Source organism: Psychrobacter sp. H27 (genome assembly GCF_059072655.1).
In genome coordinates, this window is record NZ_JCACRX010000001.1 from 603,355 (window position 1) to 627,809 (window position 24,455).

Annotated in this window: 15 protein-coding genes and 1 tRNA gene; 12 read left to right on the forward strand and 4 right to left on the reverse strand. The window is 41.2% G+C overall.

Annotated elements, in window-relative coordinates; genetic code table 11:
* Positions 1-149 precede the first annotated feature (149 nt).
* Together AC5JPY_RS02380 and cysS are read right to left on the reverse strand one after the other, a co-directional pair.
* Positions 150-2,165: a mechanosensitive ion channel family protein gene (locus AC5JPY_RS02380; protein WP_493851968.1), complete on the reverse strand. Its 2,016-nt coding sequence runs from the start codon at positions 2,163-2,165 to the stop codon at positions 150-152.
* A 154-nt stretch (positions 2,166-2,319) separates the two neighbouring features.
* Complete coding sequence (gene cysS / locus AC5JPY_RS02385) at positions 2,320-3,756, reverse strand: cysteine--tRNA ligase (protein ID WP_493852720.1); 1,437 nt, start codon at positions 3,754-3,756, stop codon at positions 2,320-2,322.
* Positions 3,757-4,004: 248 nt separating this feature from the next.
* Between cysS and AC5JPY_RS02390 the strand changes: the two genes are divergently transcribed.
* Positions 4,005-4,601 (forward strand): cob(I)yrinic acid a,c-diamide adenosyltransferase, encoded by a 597-nt coding sequence (locus AC5JPY_RS02390; RefSeq protein WP_493851969.1) that lies wholly within the window; start codon positions 4,005-4,007, stop codon positions 4,599-4,601.
* Positions 4,602-4,742: 141 nt separating this feature from the next.
* Here AC5JPY_RS02390 and AC5JPY_RS02395 read toward each other — a convergent pair whose 3' ends face one another.
* The gene (locus tag AC5JPY_RS02395) at positions 4,743-5,690 is read right to left on the reverse strand and encodes a hypothetical protein (RefSeq protein ID WP_493851970.1); all 948 of its coding nucleotides are present in this window, start codon (positions 5,688-5,690) and stop codon (positions 4,743-4,745) included.
* A gap of 358 nt (positions 5,691-6,048) precedes the next feature.
* On the opposite strand from AC5JPY_RS02395, the gene AC5JPY_RS02400 reads away from it, so the two are divergent.
* The 11 genes from AC5JPY_RS02400 (at position 6,049) to AC5JPY_RS02450 (ending at position 20,327) form a co-directional block, all read left to right on the forward strand.
* Positions 6,049-6,777, forward strand: a complete 729-nt coding sequence (locus tag AC5JPY_RS02400; protein ID WP_493851971.1) for a glycerophosphodiester phosphodiesterase — start codon at positions 6,049-6,051, stop codon at positions 6,775-6,777.
* A gap of 472 nt (positions 6,778-7,249) precedes the next feature.
* On the forward strand, positions 7,250-8,428 hold the full coding sequence (locus AC5JPY_RS02405; RefSeq protein ID WP_493852721.1) for an acyl-CoA desaturase: 1,179 nt from the start codon (positions 7,250-7,252) through the stop codon (positions 8,426-8,428).
* A gap of 356 nt (positions 8,429-8,784) precedes the next feature.
* Positions 8,785-10,251, forward strand: a complete 1,467-nt coding sequence (locus AC5JPY_RS02410; protein ID WP_493851972.1) for a protein adenylyltransferase SelO — start codon at positions 8,785-8,787, stop codon at positions 10,249-10,251.
* Positions 10,252-10,599: 348 nt separating this feature from the next.
* The gene (locus AC5JPY_RS02415; protein ID WP_319051507.1) at positions 10,600-12,918 is read left to right on the forward strand and encodes an NADP-dependent malic enzyme; all 2,319 of its coding nucleotides are present in this window, start codon (positions 10,600-10,602) and stop codon (positions 12,916-12,918) included.
* Positions 12,919-13,106: 188 nt separating this feature from the next.
* Positions 13,107-14,288, forward strand: coding sequence for a tRNA nucleotidyltransferase (locus tag AC5JPY_RS02420; RefSeq protein WP_493843003.1), 1,182 nt, complete (start codon positions 13,107-13,109; stop codon positions 14,286-14,288).
* Positions 14,289-14,356: 68 nt separating this feature from the next.
* Complete coding sequence (locus AC5JPY_RS02425) at positions 14,357-15,133, forward strand: pteridine reductase (protein ID WP_493843002.1); 777 nt, start codon at positions 14,357-14,359, stop codon at positions 15,131-15,133.
* 93 nt (positions 15,134-15,226) lie between these two features.
* Positions 15,227-15,303: transfer RNA gene (locus AC5JPY_RS02430), tRNA-Ile, on the forward strand.
* A gap of 150 nt (positions 15,304-15,453) precedes the next feature.
* Complete coding sequence (locus AC5JPY_RS02435; protein ID WP_493851973.1) at positions 15,454-16,653, forward strand: tyrosine-type recombinase/integrase; 1,200 nt, start codon at positions 15,454-15,456, stop codon at positions 16,651-16,653.
* Positions 16,654-16,709: 56 nt separating this feature from the next.
* Positions 16,710-17,624: a hypothetical protein gene (locus tag AC5JPY_RS02440; protein WP_493851974.1), complete on the forward strand. Its 915-nt coding sequence runs from the start codon at positions 16,710-16,712 to the stop codon at positions 17,622-17,624.
* Positions 17,625-17,764: 140 nt separating this feature from the next.
* Positions 17,765-18,070, forward strand: a complete 306-nt coding sequence (locus tag AC5JPY_RS02445) for a helix-turn-helix transcriptional regulator (protein ID WP_493851975.1) — start codon at positions 17,765-17,767, stop codon at positions 18,068-18,070.
* The gene (locus AC5JPY_RS02450; protein WP_493851976.1) at positions 18,063-20,327 is read left to right on the forward strand and encodes a YfjI family protein; all 2,265 of its coding nucleotides are present in this window, start codon (positions 18,063-18,065) and stop codon (positions 20,325-20,327) included. Before AC5JPY_RS02445 ends, AC5JPY_RS02450 begins: the two co-directional genes overlap by 8 nt.
* A gap of 182 nt (positions 20,328-20,509) precedes the next feature.
* Here AC5JPY_RS02450 and AC5JPY_RS02455 read toward each other — a convergent pair whose 3' ends face one another.
* Positions 20,510-24,313: a hypothetical protein gene (locus tag AC5JPY_RS02455; protein ID WP_493851977.1), complete on the reverse strand. Its 3,804-nt coding sequence runs from the start codon at positions 24,311-24,313 to the stop codon at positions 20,510-20,512.
* Positions 24,314-24,455 lie beyond the last annotated feature (142 nt).

A 24,455-nucleotide genomic window follows, 5' to 3' on the forward strand; every position in this document is an offset into this window, starting at 1 on the left:
ACGCCATATTATAACAAATAAGCACCTCTCTGACATAGTCTATTTGTCAGATTATTTTACATAAATGAGTCTTTTTATATTGATAGACAAACTGTGCAGCATTCGCCTATCAATAAGTACTGTATACCCTCGATGAGTTTTTTCTAAAGCTACTCACCTGATTTTAAGGTAAAACGCTCTGTCGGTAGGTACGCGTTTTGCTGCTCATATAAGTAACCAAGCATTTTTTCTCGTACTTCGCAAGCAAGCGTCCACGCCTCTATAGGACCTACTCCTGCAACTGCACCGCGCAGCTGAACGGTATTCTCTGTCACATCAACGACAAATATTTCAGGCTCAGTATCTCCATCCCAAAGCTCATTGTCTTTGGTCACTGATATAAAGTGCTGACGAATGGCCTCAATATCTGCGCCATAATCGATGTATAAGAATACCGGACAAGTCTGATGTACTTCGGTATGAGACCAATTCTCTACTTTTTCGGTGATTAGCTCACGCATTGGCACGATCAATCGACGTTCATCCCAGGTTTTGAGTACTGCATAAGTGTAACGCAAGTCTTCAACGGTACTAAAATTACCTTCCATTATTACACTATCGCCAATACGTACAGGCTGCGTCACCGCTACCTGTACCCCAGCGATGATATTGCCCAGTATAGGCTGTGCAGCGATACCAAGCACCACGCCCGCAATACCAGCCGAGGTCAGTAATGTTTTGCCAAGCCCTTCCATATTGGCAAATTCACTCAGACCTATCCAAATACTCCCCAATACCATGACAAATATAAAGACACGGCGAAATATCGATACATAGGTGCGACGACGACGAACTTTGTCAAAGTGCTCCTCTGCCAAGTTTTCGATCTGTAAGTCTTGATAGCGATTTGCAAAAAAATTGATAACACGTATACCAAGCCACATGGCACTCAGTACCAGTCCAGTCCAAATTAGAGGGCGGATGGAGGATGCGACGGCATCTAGATAAGGAAATCCACCAGATACTAAGGTAAAAACGAGTGAAAAACTGATGGTAAATGTCAATGGTACTGTTAACTTGTTGACCAAGTCAGTCACACCATTAGCACTATTGGTGTACTTGTTATATTTCTCCTCATCGACATATCGATTGATGAGCTTTCCTGTGCCTTTACTCAGTAACCACCCTAAACCCATGGTCAACAAGAAAAAGAGCACTAACGATAAAAACTCCCATAGCGCAATCCCAAAAAACTTTAGTTTTAACCAAATAGGTAGATAGCGTTCAAACTCTGCTGGATGATACTGTTCATACAGATTTTCGATATTGCCAACGGTTTGCGCAGAGAACACCCATGTTGGCGCTTGATCTTCTACTCGTACCCGCTCCAAATGAATGGGCACTCGGCGCTCTCGATATTCAATATAGCCAAGTTGAATCGAGCGCCTAGGAATACCCATGACGCTGCTACCATTGCCAAGCGGCGGCTCAATCAAACCATCGGGGCGATCTGGCATATCATCGAACACATATAGCTCTTTTTGAGTGAGCAGATAATCCAGTTGCTTGGTCAGATCAAGCGCACGACTACGCTGATCTTGCTCATTAATCAAATTCATGTTGAGCGCGTAAGCTGCCAAGTCATACTGCTGCTTCATTACTGCCGACTGGAAAAACTCCAAGGTTGCGAGTGGTGTTGCCAGATTGGGCGGCTTGTCTAGAGGTGGTAGTCCTTCATTGATGGTGTTGAGCAAATAGTAATTTGCGTTATATTCACCCGTGAGTCCAGTATCGCCTTGCAATGTACCCGCTTGCTGTACTGCGCTACGCTCTGTCGGGTCAAATATCTCTTCGCTAATATCGGAGATATTGACGCCAGTACTTTTGACCGTGTTTACCTGCTGAACAGCGTACTCCGCTAGATTGTCCGGCTTACTAATTTCTTGCGAATGATTCTGTTCACTGCCGCTTGTTTCAGCATTAGTGCCTGCTGCATTGGCAGGTGTATGAAGGGCACTGATGGCTATAATCAAAAGACCTAACATAGCTTTTAGTGCATGACGGTGAGCACTAGGACGCTCTGTATTGTGCCGATCTATATTGCGGTGCTCTATATGTCGACTCCTATGGCTTACAGCCGGTGCAGCAACATGAGCATCAACGGTAGTATTTTTTAGAGTAGTCATATTTCAAAGCCAGTAGTCTAAAATGGAAGTGAGTATAAAAGTTGCATTTGATATGCTTTAACCTAATGTAGTGTACAAAAAAAAGCCAGCACAGCGCTGACTTAATTTACAACTATATTCTCACTATTTAAATTATAAATGGTAACTGCTCAATTTAGGCACGGCGCCACGTCGTCCCAGCGCGACTGTCTTCAAGCTCAATGCCAGCATCTTTTAACTGCTCACGAATCTCATCAGCACGTGCAAAATTTTTGCCCGCTTTGGCATCTGCACGTTCGATGATTAGCCCATCAATAGTCGCATCACTCAGACCACCTTCTACCTGATCACCAATCACCGCTTGCAAAAACTGCTGCACTGGCTGTTGTAGGATATTCAATACCTGCGCTAGTGTTTTTAATTGCTGCGCTAACTGCCATGCTGTGTCTATGTCTTCCGCTTTGATGGCTTTGTTGATATCGCGGGCGAGACCAAACAAGACGCTGATTGCCGTCGAGCTATTGAAGTCATCATTCATTGCTTTGATAAAGTGTTGACCCGCGTCACTACCGTATGCGCTAGCAACCAAACCTGCGTCCACTACGATTGTCTGCTCTTTTCGTTGTTCAGCTAATTTTAATGCGTTGTATAGCCTGCTTAGGCTATTGTGTGCTTCATCCAAAGCACTATCAGAGAAATTGACTTGGCTACGGTAATGACTAGACAACAAAAAGAACCTTACCGTCTCTGGTAGGTACTTTGCCATCACATCACGAATGGTAAAGAAGTTGCCTAATGACTTAGACATTTTTTCGCCATCAACATTGATAAAACCAACATGCATCCAGTTGCGTGCATATTCGCAGCCAGTTGCTGCCTCAGACTGCGCGATCTCGTTTTCATGATGCGGGAATTGCAAGTCATGGCCACCACCATGAATATCAAAAGTATTACCTAAGCATTTAGTCGACATAGCCGAGCATTCAATATGCCACCCTGGGCGCCCCTGCCCCCATGGTGAAGCCCACTGCGGCTCGTCAGGCTTGGCAGCTTTCCACAGTACAAAATCAAATGGGTTACGCTTATCGTTTTCGACATCTACTCGCGATCCTGCCTGCATATCGTCGAGATTACGCTTCGATAGTTTGCCATAGTCTGCAAAACTATCGACAGCATAATAGACATCGCCATTATCACTTGCATACGCATAGTCGCTAGTGACGAGCGTCTCAATCATTTGCTGCATGTCACCGATATGATCAGTTGCGCGTGGCTCAGCATCTGGCATCTCGCAACCGAGCGCCGTCGCATCTTCATGCATTGCCGTAATAAAACGCTGCGTCAATACGCCAATCTCTTCACCATTCTCAGCGGCGCGCGCGATGATCTTGTCATCGATATCGGTAATGTTACGCACATAGTTCACGTCATAACCCAATTGTGCCAACCAACGCACTGCCATATCAAACCCGACCATGACACGAGCATGTCCGATATGACAATAGTCATAGACAGTCATGCCACACACATATATACCCACCTGCCCTGCTTTGAGCGGTTTAAACTGACGTTTGCCGCTAGTCAGTGAGTCATATATGGACAGTTGAGACATCGCATCTGTAAGTGGTGTGGTCATAGTAAGAGAACCTTTTAGCATAAATAAAATAGAGAAATTAAAGATATCGGCTGCAGCGAACGAGTCCAGCCATAGCAATAGTATGATTATAATTGTCAAAAATTAACGACGGTAATACCGAAACATAAAACGTAACCCATTATCTTAGCGAAAACAGGCGTAAAATACTACAATGAGCATGCAACTACCACCCTTCAATGATAAAAACTACTAAGGATATAAAGATGGGCAATCGCTTGAGCAAAATATATACACGTACTGGAGATGACGGCAGCACTGGTATGGCTGATGGCAGTCGCCTCAGCAAAGCTAACAACCTGTTCAGCGTTATGGGTGATATCGATGAGCTCAATTCACACATCGGTCTGGTACGCGCACAATTACAACAAACTAAAGACCAGTCCATTAGCGAGGAGTTCTCTCAGTCCCTAGTCATTATCCAGCACTTGTTGTTCAATATCGGCGGTGAGCTTGCTATGCCAGAGTATGAAGGTGTCAGTACCATGCATATCGAATGGCTCGAGCAAAAAATCGATACGATGAATAGCACGTTACCACCGCTAAAAGATTTTATTTTGCCGACAGGTTCTGTACTGGTGAGCCAACTGCATGTCGCACGTAGTGTCTGTCGCCGAGCTGAGCGCCAAGCCGTATTATTAAAAGAGCAGCGCCCGTCTGCTATACGCAACACTGCCATTAGCTTTATCAATCGCCTATCGGATTGGCTATTCGTCGCCGCGCGCTTCTGTACGGATCCAGAACAAATATCTGAAGTACTGTGGGACAGTAAAGTGTTGCAGCATTTTTCTGAAAGTCACTAATTGACCAGACTGACCCTCGAGTTATTATTTTATTACTCACAAAAAACCCCGCAACATTTAAGTTACGGGGTTTTTTACTCAACGATAGTTATTAACTACCTGTTGTAAATTACTGATAAAATTAGGGATAAATCAGACTGCTTAGTACGTAGCGCTCTCGTCTTCGATAATGACCATGTCGATGGTTTCATCTTTAGGCACTACTTTTGGCGTCGTTGGTGTTACTGGTTTGTTCGTCTCAGTAGGAGCGGCAGGCTGATTGTTTTCTGTTGAGCTGTTTTGGCTGCTAGTAGGGTTGTTGATGGTCGGCGGCGTGGCAGGCTGAGTCGGACGGATCGGCTCAACGGGCGTTACCGTTCTTGGCTGCTGACGAGCGGGCGCTGGCTGCGTGTTCTGTGCAGGTGCAGGACGTTCAGCAGCGCGCTGGGCACGTTGCTCGTCCATAGCAGTTTTTAATACAGACCCTGCCATTACATCTGCAACGACCGTAAGTAACGCCGGCTGTCCAGCAATACGAGTGCGGACTTGCCCGCCTTGTGTACCGACAACATAAGTAAAGGCATCATCGACGAGCATATTATTATTGATACGGATATTATCTTGCGCTAAGCGTGACTGTAGGCTTGGTTGATTATTGGCTGCTTGTATCTGACTGGCTTGGTACAAATCTTCGCTTGGCAGCGTCATGCTGACACTTGCTTGGCAAGTTGTCATGCCATTATCGTTGGCTTGTTGCAAGATAGCTGCGTTCTGCACATCGATGACGATACCATTGGTCTTATCACTGACAATACCGCTTGCTAAACTGATCTCAGCGTCATTTGCGTAGTTGGTAGCCAACGCTTGTGCTTGTTGATTGAGCGTATTTCTGAGCGCAGTTTTGAGGCGATCTTGTACCATTGGGTCATCACAACTGACTGCAGGAGCAACTGCCGCATCGGTAGCCGCTGGCTCTTGTTCCGTCATTTCTGCCGCATCGTCAGTCTCTTCCACCTCTGAGCGATCACAACCGGCAAGCGCCAAACTACATACCAACCCAATTCCAGCTACTTTATGCCACTTGCTCAAACTTACATTTGCTACGCTCATAGTTACTTTACTCCCAATTTACTGGTTCTTACCGCCACTGATGGACAGTGTTTAACACTCAAACGACAGCGTGATTTTATAGACCAATCATGTAGACCAATCACGTTGTCGCATTGAAAACCACATCATTATACGGTGTTTGGTTGAAATGGTCATTAGTGTAGCCCATGGACATACAAATAGCGCCCCTCATTGTGTGTAAAACCTGTGTTTTGTTGCAAAAACATAACAAATGCCAACGTTGTTTTTCGCTACAGATAATAGATGCAACCAGTATTGGTCATATCAAAGATTTTGTTAGACGCTGCTACTATGACGATATATGATGACTCGTAAAATCCATCAGTAGTCATTTGATATGGTAAATTTTAAAAATACGCGTCTGTTGGGCCATCGAGGCGCACGTGGTGAAAGTTTAGAAAACACGTTTTCAGGTTTTGAGTACTCTCAAAACCTGAAAACAAAGGGCCTGGCAGGGGTTGAGTTTGATATACAACTGAACGCTGATGGTCACTTAATTGTGTTTCATGATGATGATTTGGAGCGAATGTGTGGCCAACAGTCACGTGTGGATCAATTGGGTCTAACAGAGATTCAATGCCGATTGCAGTTTGGTCAGCCCATCATGACTTTGGCGAATATTGCAACGGTGCTTAGCGGGTTTAGTGTGATTGAGCTTGAGATTAAAACTCATAACCGAACCAACTATGCAGTATTGGTTGAAGCACTGGCGCGAGAGCTCATCAACACTACCTTTGCAAACTTACCTATTGTGCTGACTAGCTTTGATATGGAGCTGCATAATCGGTTGCAACGTCATAAGTTGTTGTCTCATGTGCCACGAGGGCTCCTTATTCGTACCCCAGAGGCCTTAGCAAGAGCGACCAATACCGCGTTACAACTTGGCTGTATTCAACTGGGGGTTTACTACCCGCTCTTGACCCATGCCATTATTAAGCACAGCCATCGCTATGGTCTGCCCGTAAGCGCTTGGACAGTTAATGACATCAATACTATCGAGCAGCTTATAAAATGGGATACCGATGTTATTATCACCGATTTTCCTAGTCATCTATTGCTGCCTTAAACGGTCTGTTTATTATTTCTAAACCTTCATCGGTGGTTTTTAATAATCTATACAGCCAATACATATCTTGCGTGTTAGTTACACTTCTCCTTCATGCCTGATAAGTCATTCTTATTTTTGGACAATACCGTCTATAATTCATACAAGTTATTGTTATTTAGCAATATTTTTATAGTGTATAAGTGTTCACTTTATCTGTTTTTTCAGGTACTATGGGGACTTAAATTAATACCGTTAGGGATATTATATGATTGCAAAAAAAGCACTTGGCTTACCGCTTAAAGGCTTACGTTTCGCTATCAAATCTGGTGATACGCTTGTAAAGACTGCCAGCACTCAAGTAACGCGTTTTAAAACTCGTTTTGATGAGAAAAAAGCGCAAATGGCTTTGGATGAGCAGCCTGTTGCAAAGCGCAATTATGCTAAAAACTCTGAGCAAACTGATGCTATGACAAAAGAGCAAAGCATCGATATGCGCGAGTTTGAGTTTACAAAAGCGCCGATCAATTGGATTCCGGCGACTATTTTGGTAGCGACACCCATTGCCGCTGCTATCATTACGCCATGGTACTTGCTTACTCATGACGTTAGTGCACCTGTATGGGGTGTGTTTGGTGCCTTTATGGTATGGACTGGCATGAGTATCACAGCGGGTTACCATCGTTTGCTTGCGCACCGTGCTTACAAAGCGCATCCAATTGTCAGAAATTTTTTATTGCTAGGTTCTACTTTAGCAGTACAGGGCTCTGCGTTTGACTGGGTTTCAGGTCACCGTGTCCACCATCGTCATGTCGATGATCGCTTGGATGATCCGTATTCAGCGAAGCGCGGATTTTGGTTCAGTCATATTGGCTGGATGCTACGTAACTACCCGAGCGGCAAGTTTGATTACAAAAATATTCCTGACTTGACCAAAGACAGAGTGCTACAGATTCAGCATAAATACTATGGTCTGTGGGTCGTGGCTATGAATGTCGGCATGGTTGCTGCTGTTGGTTGGTTGCTGGGTGATGTCTGGGGCACATTGGTCATCGCAGGCTTACTACGCTTAGTACTGACGCATCACTTTACGTTCTTTATTAACTCGTTATGCCATATGCTGGGTACTCGTCCTTATACCGATACCAATACGGCTCGTGACAATTTCTTCTTGGCTATCTTTACGTGGGGTGAGGGTTATCACAACTATCATCACTTCTTCCAATACGACTATCGTAATGGCGTGAAATGGTGGCAGTATGATCCAACCAAATGGTTGATTGCTGGTTTGTCAAAGATTGGTCTGACTTCTGATCTTCGTACCGTGGATGACACGACGATCAAGCATGCTGAAGTTCAAATGCAGTTCAAAACGGCGCAGCAGCAAATTGAGACAGCAACCGTAAGCGGTATTGATCTGCCTCATGCGATGAAGAGCTTCCAAGATCGCATTAAGTTTGAATACGATGCTTTCACGCAAACCGTTGAAGAATGGCAAGCGCTAAAAGCCAAAACAATCGAGCTTAAAAAGACAGAATTCGCTGATCGCTTGCACGAAGCTGATGATAAATTGAAGCATGATTATGCCAAGATTGAGCAAAAAATTCTTGAACATAATAGCAACCTCAAAACCGCATTTCGTTCTATTGGTGTCAGTCAAAAGGCAGCTTAAATTTTAGCCAGCCAATTACCGAGTAATCGATATTGAATGGGTACTGGCTGATTATTATTAATAGTAATGTTTCTCCTTCCCCCTATCTCATAGATAGGGGGATTTTTTTGTCTGTGATTTATATTCTTTACTGGATGAGCTCCCAAGACTATAGACTACAATCAGGCGATTAGGTGCGATCGCTCCGTTCTGCTAGCTAAGAACGGTATAGACTAAAAATTGTGTAGACTAAAAATAGTAGGCAAGGTTAATTTTTGAGGCAGAGATTACAAGAGGTGGACAGAGTGCAATGATGACATATAAGAGCTATGTTATAGTGAAACTCTCACTTTTATATTTTAATGGAAACGGCCTGTATGCATTATCAAAATACCTATGCCAACCTCGACACTCGCCTTTATCATGAGCAGCCGCCGACACCACTCGACAACCCACGTGCTGGACACTTCAATACACAAGTGGCACAGCAATTAGGCTGGGCAGAAAATGACGAGCTGATGACTCACTGGGTGGATATTTTAGGTGGCCAATACGTGCCAGCTGATTTTAAACCATTAGCCATGGCCTATGCAGGCCATCAGTTTGGGCAATGGGCAGGACAATTAGGTGATGGGCGCGGTTTACTCATGGCTCAGGTTCTGGATAATGACGGACAACCACAAGACTTACACCTCAAAGGAGCAGGACTGACACCCTACTCGCGCATGGGAGATGGACGTGCAGTACTGCGTAGTACGATTCGAGAATATTTGTGTGGTCATGCATTGACCCAGATTGGTATTCCTTCTTCTAATGCTCTGGGTTTTGTGGTCTCTGATACACGAGTACGTCGCGAGCGTATCGAAGCAGGCGCCGCGTTGATGCGTGTCGCTGATAGCCATATCCGTCTTGGTCATGTTGAATGGATTGCAAGCTTTGCGCCTGACTTACTCGGTGAATTTACGGACTATATGATTGATACTTACTATCCAGAGTGCCGGGATAGCGAGACGCCTGTACTGGCGTTTTTGACCGCAGTCGTTGAGCGTACGGCACGTATGATTGCTGACTGGCAACTGATTGGCTTTGCGCATGGCGTGATGAACACAGACAACTTGTCTATTACGGGTAGTACCTTGGATTTTGGGCCTTTTGGGTTTATGGAGCGATTTAATCCAGCTTGGATCAACAACCACTCTGATCACACGGGTCGCTACGCCTACCAGAACCAGCCTGCTATCGGACATTGGAACCTGAATGTTTGGCTGCCACATTTTATGCGCTTAGAGGGAGTGACTCGTGAGACGCTTGCTGACTGCTTAGGTCCTTACGAATCAACCTTTATGCAGCATTATCAGCAAGGCCTGTGCCGCAAGCTTGGGTTACCACACCAACGCGAGAGCCTAGGTTTGGCTTTTGAATGGTTAACACTACTAGAAGATAACTTACTCGACTATACCAATAGCTTTCGCGCGCTACTCGGTCTAATCGCACCACATGATCATCCATATGAGCAAGACCTACTGGCTAAAATGACCACTGAATTGAGCGCTGATGCGCAGCAGGTCTGGCAGGACTGGTCGATGCGTTATCTGGCGCATATCGAGCAGCTACCAGTTGAGCAAGCCATCAACGATATGCAGACCAATAACCCAGTGTACGTACTGCGCAACAGCATGGCGCAGCGGGCTATTACTGCTGCAGAACAAGGGCAATTTGAAGAAGTTGATCGAGTCTTCCGCTTATTAAGCAATCCTTATGACGTTCAGAATATTGCGTCCGATTTGGATACTACTGCACCTGCGCCTGACACGCCGCAGATGCCTATCAGCTGTTCATCTTAATGGATACGTATACTGTAATATTTTGAAACATTATGAAATTATGGTTGATATTAGACTGTATTTTTTGGCATTATCAACCAGCTAAATAACGAATATCATTTCATTATATTATTCACACAATTCACCGCTGTTGACTAGGCAGTGAATTGCCAATAGTGCTAGAATGACTATTTTTGCTAGATTGCTTTTTTGACTTGATCTTTGATCACCGATCATGATGCCTATGGTCGCTAGTCGTCTAATGTCTTTGTACCCTCTAATTATTATCTTATAGTAATTTTTGAGGGTTAGACGTTATGTTCATCACCATTTAATTTATTCCAATTTATTCCAACCATGGCAATTATTATGAATGACGATACCACTTCGAATACGGATAACCTCAGTACAGAAAAAGAGCAGTTTGAACAAGCTGCCTTACATTACCATGAGTTTCCACGCCCAGGTAAAATATCAGTAACCCCTACTAAGCAGTTGGCTAACCAACGCGATTTAGCACTTGCCTACTCTCCAGGTGTCGCTGTACCGTGTCTTGAGATCCAAAAGGATCCAAAGCTTGCCTCTAAATATACGGCGCGTAACAACTTAGTTGGTGTCATTACTAATGGTACTGCTGTACTCGGTTTGGGTAATATCGGTCCATTGGCATCAAAACCAGTTATGGAAGGTAAAGGCGTTTTATTCAAAAAATTCGCAGGTATCGATGTTTTTGATATTGAAATCGATCAAAACGATCCAGACAAGTTTATTGAAGCGGTTGCTTCGCTTGAGCCTACATTTGGTGGTATCAACTTAGAAGATATCAAAGCACCAGAATGTTTCAAAATTGAACGTGTACTACGTGAACGCATGAACATTCCTGTGTTCCATGATGACCAACATGGTACTTCAATTATTGTTGCCGCAGCAATGCTGAACGCTTTGCTAATCACTGGCAAAAAAATCGAAGACATCAAAGTGGTCTGTTCAGGCGCAGGTGCTGCTGCTATTTCTTGCCTAGATATCATTTGTGCGCTTGGCGTTAATAAAAACAATATCTTGGTGTCAGATTCTCGCGGTATTATTAGTACTAGCCGTGAAAACCTTGACGAAACCAAACAACGCTACGCTCGTGACACGACAGCTACTGCTATCGAAGAAGTCATGGACGATGTTGATATGTTCCTTGGACTATCCATGCCAGGCACCTTATCAGAAGATATGGTTCGCCGTATGGCAAAAGACCCTATCGTCTTTGCACTTGCCAACCCAACACCTGAAATCATGCCTGAGCTAGCGCACGCTGTGCGTCCAGATGTGATCATGGCGACCGGTCGCTCAGATTATCCAAACCAAGTAAACAACGCGTTGTGCTTCCCGTACATCTTCCGCGGTGCATTGGATGTTGGTGCAACTACCGTCAACGAAGAGATGAAAGTAGCCTGTGTAAAAGCAATTGCTGCGATGGCACACGTTGAGGCAACACCAACCACCAACGTCAGAAACATCGAGACCATGAAAAGCTTTGGCCGCGAATACCTGATCCCAGGACCTCTAGAGCCAAACTTAATCATTGAAATCGCCTCTGCTGTTGCCAAAGCAGCGATGGATTCAGGGGTCGCGACACTGCCTATCGAAGATATGAAAGCGTATCGTCAGCGTCTGTCTGAGTTTGTTTACAACTCAGCGTTTGTGATGAAGCCTATCTTTGCACGTGCTAAATCTGCGCCAAAACGTATCGTGTACTGTGAAGGTGAAGACAACAACATCCTATTAGCCGTACAGGTCGTTGTCGATGAAGGACTGGCTCAGCCTATCTTGGTTGGTCGTCCAGCGGTTATTTCAGCCAATATCGAAAAGCTTGGTCTGCGTCTAAAAGATGGTGTAAACATCACTATCGTTAATCAAGATGATGATCCACGCTATAAAGACTACTGGCAGGGCTACTACGAGAAGAACAAACGTCGCGGTGTAAGCATTGAACTTGCCCGTCGTGATGTGCGCCGTAAAACCACTCTGATCGGCTCTTTGTTGGTTGATAATGGTGACGCTGATGGCATGGTATGTGGTACATTCAGTGATTATCAAATGCACTTAGAATATGTCAAAAACGTCATTGGTAAAAAAGAAGGTGTGAATGATTTTTATGCGATGAATGCGGTATTGATGCAAGATCGTAATATATTTATTGCTGACACCTATGTCCATGAAGACCCAACCGCTGAGCAGTTGGCTGAAATGACGGTATTGGCAGCAGATCAGTTACGTCGCTTCGGTATCACGCCACGCGTTGCGCTAGTGTCTCATTCTAACTTTGGTGCCTCAAACCGCACCAGCGCTGTCAAAATGCGTAAGGTTCATGAGCTGCTGACTGACATGAATGTAGACTTTGAATTTGAAGGCGAAATGCAGGGTGATTCAGCGCTAAATGAGAATATTCGCTTGAACGATATGCCATCAAGCCCACTAAAAGGTGCCGCAAACTTACTTATTTTGCCAACCCTTGATGCCTCAAATATTGCCTTTAATCTACTCAAAACAGCAACAGGCAGTGCGTCTATTGGTCCTATTCTATTAGGTACTAATAAGCCAGTACATATTTTGACACCATCAGCTACTGCACGTGGCATCGTCAACATGACTGCATTGACTGTGACTGAAGCGCAAGACCTAGAAAACGAAAAATAGTCGTATACTGTACTTAGTTACCATACATTGCACTTAGTACAAATATATTATTAGAAAGGGCTCTGTCATTTATTGGCAGGGCTCTTTTGTTATAATAAAACCAGTCAGTGCTCGTTCATAGCATTGACTGGTTTTATTATGGTTCGCTATTGAACTGATGATTTACAGTGCAATACAAAGAGGCTTTTATGCAAATCTACCTTGTCGGCGGTGCGGTACGTGATCAACTGCTAAAACGTCCCATCAAAGATAAAGACTTCGTTGTTGTTGGCGCTACTGCCAAAGAGATGCTTGATGCTGGGTTTCAGCAAGTAGGTGCTGACTTCCCTGTTTTTTTGCACCCTCGCAGTCATGAGGAATATGCGCTAGCCCGCACGGAGCGCAAACAAGGCTCAGGCTATAAAGGCTTTAGCGTACATGCCAGTCCCGATGTCACCTTGAAAGAAGACCTGCAACGTCGTGACCTAACCATCAATGCCATGGCTATCGAGGTCACTAGTCTCACGGATGACACCCCTATCAGCGGCGACGTCATTGATTACTATGGTGGATTGGAAGACTTAGACAGTAAAATCTTACGTCACGTGTCTAGTGCTTTTAGCGAAGATCCATTACGAGTATTAAGAACGGCTCGATTCTATGGACGTTATTACGATTTAGGGTTTATTATCGCGGATGATACTTTAACGCTGATGCATCACTTAGTGAGTTCAGGAGAGCTTGCTCACTTGAGTGCCGAACGCATTTGGCAAGAATCGAGTCGCGCCACCATGCAACTATCACCGCAAGTATACTGGCAGCAGTTGTTTGATATTGGCGGACTCATAGAGCATTTTGCCCCACTACATGATGCTTGGGAAGACACTTGTATACGAGAAACGGTTCAGACTGCCTTGTATTTTGCAGGTCAAATGCGCTTAAACTTATCACAGCGTTGGACGCTATTGATGATAAGCCTTGCCCCTTCACTATTTAAGAGCGAAAACTCTGAATCTGACTTTAACGTATCAACTGCTACAAAGAGCATTAATAGTATCGGTAACACAGCCAAAGTACCCAAAACACATACTCAGTTCGCTACCCTATTTGCGCAGCACGCCAACAAACTACGCGCAATAAACAGTCTAAGCGCTGCTGACAAGATTGACCTATTGCAAACATGCGGCGCTCACAAGGAGCCAGATAAACTATCGCAATTACTTGTGTGTAGTCATGTCTTACAACTGGCCATACAACATCGTCAAATGATGCTAGCGCTAAATAGCTTTCATGCTATCGGTATGACTGACATTGCCTCAGACCTTAAAGGCCCCGCTATTGGGGCAGCCTTACGCCAAAGTAGGATTGATCACTTACAGGCACACGGCTAATATTAGAACGCACTCAAAACAGTATTCTCATTATGAACAAAGAACCTAATGCACTTCAGCGAACAAGCATGAATACTCAAGCACCTGTCATGCTGGTAACGGGTAGCGCCAAGCGTATTGGTGCAGCGATTATTAGAGCAGCACACAGCCAAGGCTACTGCGTCATTATTCATTGTCATCGTAGCGAGACAGCAGCAAACCGTTTAGCAGCTCAACTCAACGATATGCGTGATAATAGTGCCATCGTTATCGTTGCTGATCTGGCAGTAGTCAATGATGACACGGCATTGAACCAATTTGTCCAAAATATCATGTCCGCCTTTGGACAGCTTGATGTACTGGTGCACAATGCGTCAAGATTCTATCCTAGTCCACTTGGTGGCATCAATCATGCACAGTGGGATGAGCTGTTTTTGACCAATACCAAGGCACCTTTGATATTGAGCCAAACGCTACTGCCCTATCTCAAACACCAGCAAGGCTGCATTATCAGCTTATTGGATATTCATGCGAAGGATAAACCTTTTGCCAATTATACAGTCTACAATATGGCAAAGGCTGCCCATCGAATGATGGTGCAATCGCTAGCACTAGAGCTCGCACCAGATATACGCGTCAATGGTGTCGCACCTGGTGTGAATATCTTACCTGATCCTAATGGCGACCAAGCCCTCGATCTCACACAGCAACAAGAGATTATTGACTCAATTCCTATGCAAAGAATAGGCAAGCCTGAAGATATTGCGCATAGTGTGCTGTACTTGATACAGGCACATTATGTCACTGGCGAGATTATCACTGTGGATGGTGGGCGTAGCCTCACGATGGCTGGTAGTGGTTTTTAACTAAGACCATCACTTATAAATAATTTCTCGATTACTTCTTATCTTTTACTTGAAAAATTAAAAAATTCAGGTATCATTGTGCGTCTAACGTTAGGGCCCATAGCTCAGTTGGTTAGAGCAGAGGACTCATAATCCTTTGGTCGTAGGTTCAAGTCCTACTGGGCCCACCATATATTAAATCAGGCTTGTTCGTAGTGATACGGCAAGCCTTTTTTTATGGGTGTTCTGGAGGTTTTTGAATTATATAGGTATATGGCGAACCATATAGAAAGTTGGTATATTTGTTGGTATAGATTATAACAACACGGAGATATACCAACATGTCACTAACTCATACTATTATCAACAAACTAACTCCAAGCGAAAAATGCACTCCTAGCCGTCCTGATAAGCACAGCGATGGAGACGGTCTACAACTGTGGGTAAGACATACAGGTAACAAAGTCTGGGTCAGCGCTTATCGCTGGCAAGGAAAGCAGCAATCTCTCACTTTGGGTAAGTATCCAGTGCTTACATTACAGCAAGCACGCCATCATAATCTAAAAATAAAGCAGCTGATCAGTGAAAGCATTAACCCGAAAGACAAAAAGAAGGAAAAAATTGCTGAACAAGATGGATCGAGGCTTTTTAATACTATTGCTCAGGCTTGGTATGCAGACCGTAAAACCTTTTTAGCCACAAGTACGTTTAATCGTAACTATTCAGCTTACACACGTGACGTTAAACCAGTTATCGGTTATAAACTAATCGACGACATTACATCACCTGATATTTTAAAGATTGGTAAAAATGTCGAGGCACGTGGTGCTAATGAAATGGCGCGCCGTACAATGGCAGAAGTTGGACGAATATTTAAACATGCTATAAGAATCGGTTTAGCTACATATAATCCTGCCTCTGACCTATCCGCTGCTATTAAACCGCATAAAACTAAAAATCATAGTCGCATCACCTCAAAGGAGTTGCCTCAGCTTTTACACGATATTGACAACTACAATGGACATATTACAGTTAAATTAGGTCTATGGTTTCTATGCTATACGTTTGTGCGCACAAATGAGATTCGATTTATGGAATGGTCAGAAATCGACTGGAACGAAAAAATTTGGCGTATTCCAGCAGATAAGATGAAAATGGATAGACCTTATATTGTTCCACTTGCGACACAAGTTATAGATATATTACAGCAGATCAGAGAGTTAAATTTCTCAGAACAATACGTGTTCTATAATCCATACACTCGCAAACCGTACAGCCAAAATGCTTTTATTAATGCTCTTTATCAGATGGGATACAAATATAAAATGACGGGGCATGGTTTTAGGGGTTTAGCGAGCACTACCCTACATGAGCAGGGCTATATGCATGAAGCTATTGATTTACAGCTAGCACATGAACAAGAAAATAAGGTTAGTAAAGCATACAATGGCGCTCAGTACTTAGATTATCGTCGAGATATGATGAATGATTGGGCAGATTATATAACCACCATTTATGCAAGTGAGTTTATTTTAAACTGATGAATTAATTATTATTAATAACTTTACAACATATAGATATACCTTGGGGTTTATGTATGATGGAATTATCCATTTTGGAATCTACACACTATACGTTGAGTGAAGCTTGTGATTACTTAAATGTAAAAAATAAAACTAACATATTTTCTTCCGAAAGGTTATTAAATAATATCTCTAAGTATGAGATACCTATTTACGCATACTTGAAAGGTGATATCGTCAGAGGTATATTTAGAACTAATGTACCCAGTAACGATGACAAAGAATTAAACCATATAATTATAACTAGAATTATGGAAAATACTTTGTCAGAAATATTTAAAGATGGAAAAGTACTTTTTGAATTACATCATAGTGCTGTTAAATCGCTTTTACTAGACAAGCATATAGATATTTATGATCGTGAGAAAAACCCAATAATATTCATAAATATGATTAATGTTCCCGATGGAGGCGAAGAATCTGATATTTTGACTAATATTAATAATTTAATTATTAAACCAAAGTACGGGTATTATGTTACCGAAACTATCATTCTATATCCGACAACAAAAAAAACACTATCTCATGATTTAAATCAAAACTCAAAAGAACAGCTTGTAGAAGAACAAGATCTAATAGATTTTACTCATTTAATCATTGTGCATAAAGACTTGATTCTGTTAGAGAGAAGAATTAGCTCGCTTTTAGGTAATAAACTAACAGATTGTCCGCATAAAAAATTAACGCAAGGTATTAGCCCAATAAAAAAAGCTGCCAAAGAAAAAGCTAAAGAATTAGCTAAAGAATTTTGGGAACAAGACATTAATAATGAGATTAGAATGAAAGACATGGCGATTAATGTTTTTGTAGCATTGAAAGAGAGTGAGTATGCGGATCAACTTCCTAATCATACTTCAAGTATAAAGAGCTGGATATCAGATATAGCTCCACCTTATGCAAAAAAAGCTGGCAGACCTAAAAAATCATGAAATTTATATGCAGCAACTTAAGTTTATGTACATAAACCTAAGTTGCTGCATTTTTTGGTAATAGAAAATGATCTAAGCTTATTCATATCAGCAGTAGCATACCGTTACTGTTCATAACTAACCGTTAAGGAGTTATAGATATGACAAGCTCAACTAATAGAAATCATTTAGTAGTCTCAAGTCAGTCCGCTAGTGAAACTCTATCTTATAGAGATAAGTCTTTTCTTCCTACACTTCCACTTCAGGGCATGTCGCGAGCAAAAAATATCTTACCGTTTTTACCATTTGGACGCACAACACTGCACGAATGGTCGCGCGATGGCAGGTTTCCAGCCAGCGTTAGACTCTCACCAACCATGGTAGCATGGAAAAACTCTGAAGTTTTAGAGTGGCTAGAAAATCATAGTAATCCTGTCAATAGTGCACAGGAGAATATTAATGAATAATATAATCAAAGAAAAAGCCCATGCTGACGGCATGGGCTTGTCTCAATATCTAGCTGATTTCTTGCTCGCTACGTTTGCAGACGTAGCAGATAACGAAGTTCTGGCAACTCTTATCAATACTCATGAAAATGCTGATATCTATAAACTACATTGTGATATTACCATTTTTTCTGGACAACTAGAAGGGCAAATACAACTGGACACTGCTAATACGCTAGGTCTAGTTATGCTCAATAACAAAGCTGAGCAAGTTAATCTTGCCAGCATACCGCTTGAGGATAATAAACATATCTTTATATCTGATACCGATATACCGAGCGCTTTTGTCATTGGCTCGATGAGTCGTGATAGTAAGTGGGTAGTTATAACTAATCTTGTTGAGGCAGTGCGATGTTATAACGCTTATCGCAAGCAAGATATCGATGTTACGGTACTCACTTGCCTTGTACCAAGTTTGTTTAATCGGACGGTGAAACACTTTGCAGAGGTGCAGCAAGTAACCATCATGACCACCTCACAGTGTAAGACCAAAGTCATAACACCACTTAAAGGCGTTAATGTTGAAGCCATTATTTGTGAGCATACGCTTATTTATGACGCGCTTGAGTTTGACGCTGACTATGATGACTTAATAGCTGATGCTGAGATCATAAAATTACAAGCACTAAACAAACCAAAGCCCAAACCTATCAGCCAAACCTTGCCACCAGTTAAGACGCTGACAAGCAATATGATGCCAAAACTGCTATGGGATTATGCGTCAAACAGTGCTGAGCGCTTGAGCGTACCTATTGAATATGCAGCTGTACCGTTGATAGTATCGTTTGGTAGCGTGATCGGTACTAAGCTGAGCATTTATCCAAAGATGTATGATAACTGGGAGGTAGTGCCTAACTTTTATGGTGCAATCGTAGGTAATCCATCGAGTAAAAAAACACCGTCTTTAACTGAGGGGTTAAAACCTATTAGCTACTTAGAAGCACTTGCTGAAAAGAGCCATGTTAATGACAAGCTTGAGCATGACACTCAAAAAGAAATAAACAAGCATATGACAAAGGCAACTGAAAAACAGCTCAGTGACCTTGCTAAAAAGCTGACAAACCAAACTGATGACGATGCTGAGATCAGTCAAGACGATTTTAAAGCTAAGGCGCAGGAGTTGGCAGAAGCAAAACAAAGTGATGAGCTAATGCCTGAGATGAAACGCTACTCTACAAATGATGGAACGATAGAGAGTATTGGAGAGCTTGAAAACAAACATAAGAACGGTATGTTAATAATACGAGATGAGCTGACAGCATGGTTTGCTTCGTTAGACGGTGATACTAACAGTCAAAATAAATCATTTTTTCTTGAAGGCTTTAACGGCTTAGGTAGTTTTAAAGTCGATAGAATTGGTAGAGGTCACGTACCTGTCAGCAATCATTGTCTATCGGTCATTGGTGGCATACAACCTGACAAGCTTGAGTATTATTTATCTAAGACGATGAAAGGATTAGGCAATGACGGACTTATACAACGCTTTCAATTAATGGTCTATCCTGACCCACTGCCAAACAGTAAAGAGCGTGACTTGCCCCCTGACAAGCAAAGCCGTGATGCGATTTATAATTTGTTTGAAACGATTGACGGTATGCAGCTAGGCGACTTCATGCGTTACGGTGCAAACCCTATTGATGACTACCACAAGCGCCCCTACTACCGATTTACTGATGACGCCTTTCAAGTGTTTATGAATTGGTATGATGCGCTTAAACTCAAAGCTAGCGAAGCTGAGCATAGCATCATAGCTGAGCATCTCATCAAGTATGCTAAAACAGTGCCGTCATTAGCCCTAGTCTTTCATCTAGTCGATTGCATTGAGCATAATACTTCTTTAGGTGCAGTCAACATAAACGCACTCAGAGCAGCGCTAGCATGGTGTGAGGTATTAGAGAGCCATATGATGAGGATATATAGCACTGTCACTGACAGCGCTAATATCAAAGCCTCTTATTTAGCAGATAAAATACTGAAAATGGTCAAAAAGGGAGCCGACAAAACTGACACAACCGATTGGATTGAGCATGGCTTCACAGCTCGCCAGCTCATACGTAAAGGTTGGAAAGGTTTAACTGATGCTGATGACGTACTTAATGCACTTGAGGTGCTAGTTGAACATGACTGGCTAAGTTGGCAAGTAATACCTAGTACTAGTCGAGGTGGTCGACCAACAGAACGCTATTCTATTAACTCAAGAGTGGCGGAACTTATATAGTTATGGCAGTTATGGCAGTTATGGCAGTTATGGCAGTTATGGCAGTTATGGCAGTTATGGCAGTGTAGTATTAGAGCGCTATTGAAAAATAGCGCTTTTTTTGTGCTTAAATGATAGTTTCGTCAGTAGCATTTATGGATCTTATTAAGATTTCTTCTATAAAGACTCTCTATTAAGATACCTCAAGCAAACCACTGATCTTTATTTTTAATAATCCAATTGTCTAGCTTATCAACTTGAATAAACTCAATTTCAATTGGCACCGGAGGATTTCTATGAATCCAATAAATTTGCCTAGCGATATACAACATAATTATTTTAGGGTTAGTTTCAGTATTTAGTGAGTATCCTAAAATCTCACAAATCCTATGATGGTTTTGAATAAGGAAATCATATCGCTTAAATATTTTAGGAACATGAGTTTTTTTACCAATACTAAAAACTCTATCTCGAAGACGCTTCATGTCCTGTAGACAATATGGCGTTTGGTTGTATTTACATTCGACCATAATCCAAGTATTTGATTGGGGAATGTATGCCAGCACATCATAATCACCAACATCATCAAAACCCTCTTTTTTAAACTTTCTCTTAAAATCTATACCATGATGACAATAGTTAGAATCGAAGTAACGGTTAAATACTTCAAAGGTCACTAATTCAAGTTTTTTTTCTATATCTTTTTTGATGCTATCAACTACTGTATTAACAGACTTCCAAGGAAAATTGGCAGGTAAGCAACCTTCAGCTATTCGAGATAGCCATATATTCCTTGTTCTAGAAACACAACCTGCGCTCCATAAAACGCTATCATTGCTTATTTTAATTAAAGGTTTTATATTTAAGCGTTGGTCTCTTTTGTTGTACTCTAATACAGGTACATCAAATTCCACTTTGTCAGAACCCAATTTTTTAACCACTCTATCTGCATCTAAAGTTAAAAAAATGATGACCTCTCTAATTTCTTGTTCTATAACAACTCCATTTGAATCTTGGAGTTCGGAAACCTCTTTAAGACATACAGAAACTAATTCACTGAAAGAAGCACAATAATGGTTTACTAAGTCGATTTGATTAATACTTGCCCAGCTTTGTAGAATGTCTAGAGTTATAATAAGTGTTGTAAATGAAAAACCCAAATCATTCATAAATGCCACGTTAATTTGATTTAGTAATTTCTCAGTAATTTCTCCTGTAACCTCGTCACTTTCATTAACACCTATCCCCAAATTAGTGCCTGCTTGTTCAATTCCGAATTCATGATCAAATTTTCCAGATTTTTCTGAGAAAAACACCTGTGGAATGTATTCGCTGTCAATCTCAATTCCTCCAACATCAATACCATGATGAATAACATCACTAGCAGAGTATAACGTCATTAACCAATCTACGTAGGCAAGTATCAGTAACATATTTTCTTTAGAAGGTTCTTCACAACCACTAGACTTATTAGCAACTAGCCTTTCAATAAGATAACGATGATGATTACTATTTTTATCAAACTCGGTCTGTAACTCATAAACAGATTCTTCCCTATTGAATGCAACTTCATGTTCTAAGCTTTGTAATGCACGATGACTATGATGATGTTTGAAGTTAATGTAAGCATCGTAATTCTCTAACAAACTTATCAGCAACTGATCTTTATCAAACTTTGAAAGAAGCTTAAGTAGTGTGCTTAGATAGTCTGATGAAATATCGTTAATTAGATCTTTAGCAACAGCAAGCTCATATCGCTTTTTCTCATAGCCCTTATTTCTTATTATTTCTGCTAATTCCTTCCTCGCAATTATATAATGTTCAGGTTTAGGTAAAATATGAAAACTCTCAAGAGAGTCAAATGCTCTCTTCATCGTACCTAAAGCTACTCTGGTTTGGTTCTTGTACGACTCTTCTAAAATTTCAATGGTTTGATCTGAGATAAAGCTTTTATTTATTTCATGAATAATATTTATTATTTTCTTTGCTAGCTTGCCTTGAAACTCACTGTTGATCGAGTTATCTAACTCTGTTTTCATAGCTAAGATATTTACAGATAGTCTGATTTCTAGACATTTATCATATTTACTTGTATCTTTATCAACCCACCAAACTAAATTATCAAAGAAATTTTTACTAGTAGGTCCTACTTTACCTTTATCGTCAATCAAGAAATTATTATCAAGTAAACATTTGAAAATAATCGTTTGATACTGATTAACAATCATAAGTTGCGAGATAATGTTTCGTCTTTGTGATAATGCGTCTGTAGTACTCTCAGCAAAAAAATTGAGCATTCTACCGTTTATTTGAGGTAAGTTTATGAATTCATCAACTTCTACCAAAAAGTGTATGGATGTATTTGACACTTTAGTTGACCAAGTATACTTAGTACCATCATTAACACTTAAAAATTGGATATCATCGTAAGAGCTCCTAGGTGTCCACTTAGATATTTTATCAGGGAAGTCTACAATCAAATTTTGCCAATAATTAGCCAGATATTTATAGCGCCAGTTAGAGCCACTATGAGGGTCTAAAGCTATAATGTCATAGGTAGTGGCTCCTTTTTCTAAAATTCCATTTGAGTCTTTGAAGGTTGCAAACTTGTCTACTAACGAAACAACAGAGGAATGCATCTTACGGTCATGTTTTTTTATAAAACCTAGAAATTTTACAATCTCATCAGCATTTTCAATACTATCAAAAACTGAAATGAATTCAGGGAAAGGAAAGACTATTCCAGATTTTGGAGGTAAGTAGTAAGCTGCCGCGGTAGCGGCACCTCCTGTAACATATAAGATCTCTATCTGCTCTCTTGAGACCATGTCTCCAATTCGCTCCTTAACATTGAAAGCATAAGGAGAATTTAATTTTTTAAAACCCCAGTACTCACTTTGAAGCGCATTCTGCAAATCAGTCTCAAGCTTTCCAGCTGTGTCTTCGTCATCATCTAAAATCACTACAAAATAAAATTTTTCATCAAAGTAAAATACAGAGGTTATTATGGGGGAGTAAATTTTTTCTGCATCAAATAACTGTAATGGCAGTTCACTGAGTGTTTCTAATCTACGGTTGATGAAGTCGAGCAGTCGGAATGACACTTCTTTAGGATCGGATGACTTTGAAGCCCACTTATCTATGATAACAGAGATACTATTACGAATTGAAAAAGGAAAAATTTTTGTTGAAATTTTGACAAATACATCTTGATTTACCTGTGATTGCATAAATTCATTAGTAAATTCGTCAAGACTTGAGTAAGCTTTCTCTTTGCCCAACCTTATAGCTATTCCATTGAGATCCCCGCTAATGTAGTTACTAGTATTTGTAATCACCTGTCGACAAGCAATCCAAAAATCAACATTTGGAATCTCAATATGCCCATTTTGAACATTTTTAGGTAGATCGACAATATGCTTAAGTTGGTTAATTATATAATCTTGCAACTCTAAGGCATATAACATGTCTACTATTGCTTCTCGTTTATCACCATGAATAATTAAGAAAGACTGTAAAAAGTCAGGCACTCTTTCAATACAGCCACCATAGAATATATTAAAGTACTGATTGTCGACGTTAACCTTAACTTCTCCCCAATCTATTTCAGGAACAAAGTCTTCCAACATCGGAAATGTGGGAAGTAAGTCTATTAAATAGCTAGAGAACTTGCAAAATTCATCGTAGTTGTTAATAGCTTTATTATATTTAAAGTCATTTTCTTTAATACTTAAAAATGCATTAACTAGAATACTCTGTTTTACAAGTGATGAGATATTAGGCGGCCATAGCTCTATAGTATTAATAGATATAATAATATCTACAGGAGAGTACTGTTTCAAAAACAGGACTAGATCATCGTATAGTTTTGTATAGTTACTATCATTCTTATTTTTAGGAGAACTATATTTAAGTGAATTGTTGAGGCTCTGGATAGCTTCTTTATTTACTCCCAAAGAAGTATTAACACCTAGCAAATCATAGATTGATTTGTGCTTTTTTTTCATATATCACCTCAAATTAAACTGACAAAACTGACAAAACCTCGCTACAAGATATATTTCTATTTGAATTCACGAAACATCGTTATGCTATAAATTACTATCTTTAAAAATTTCTGATGTATATCTAGAATATCGTCTTTAGTCT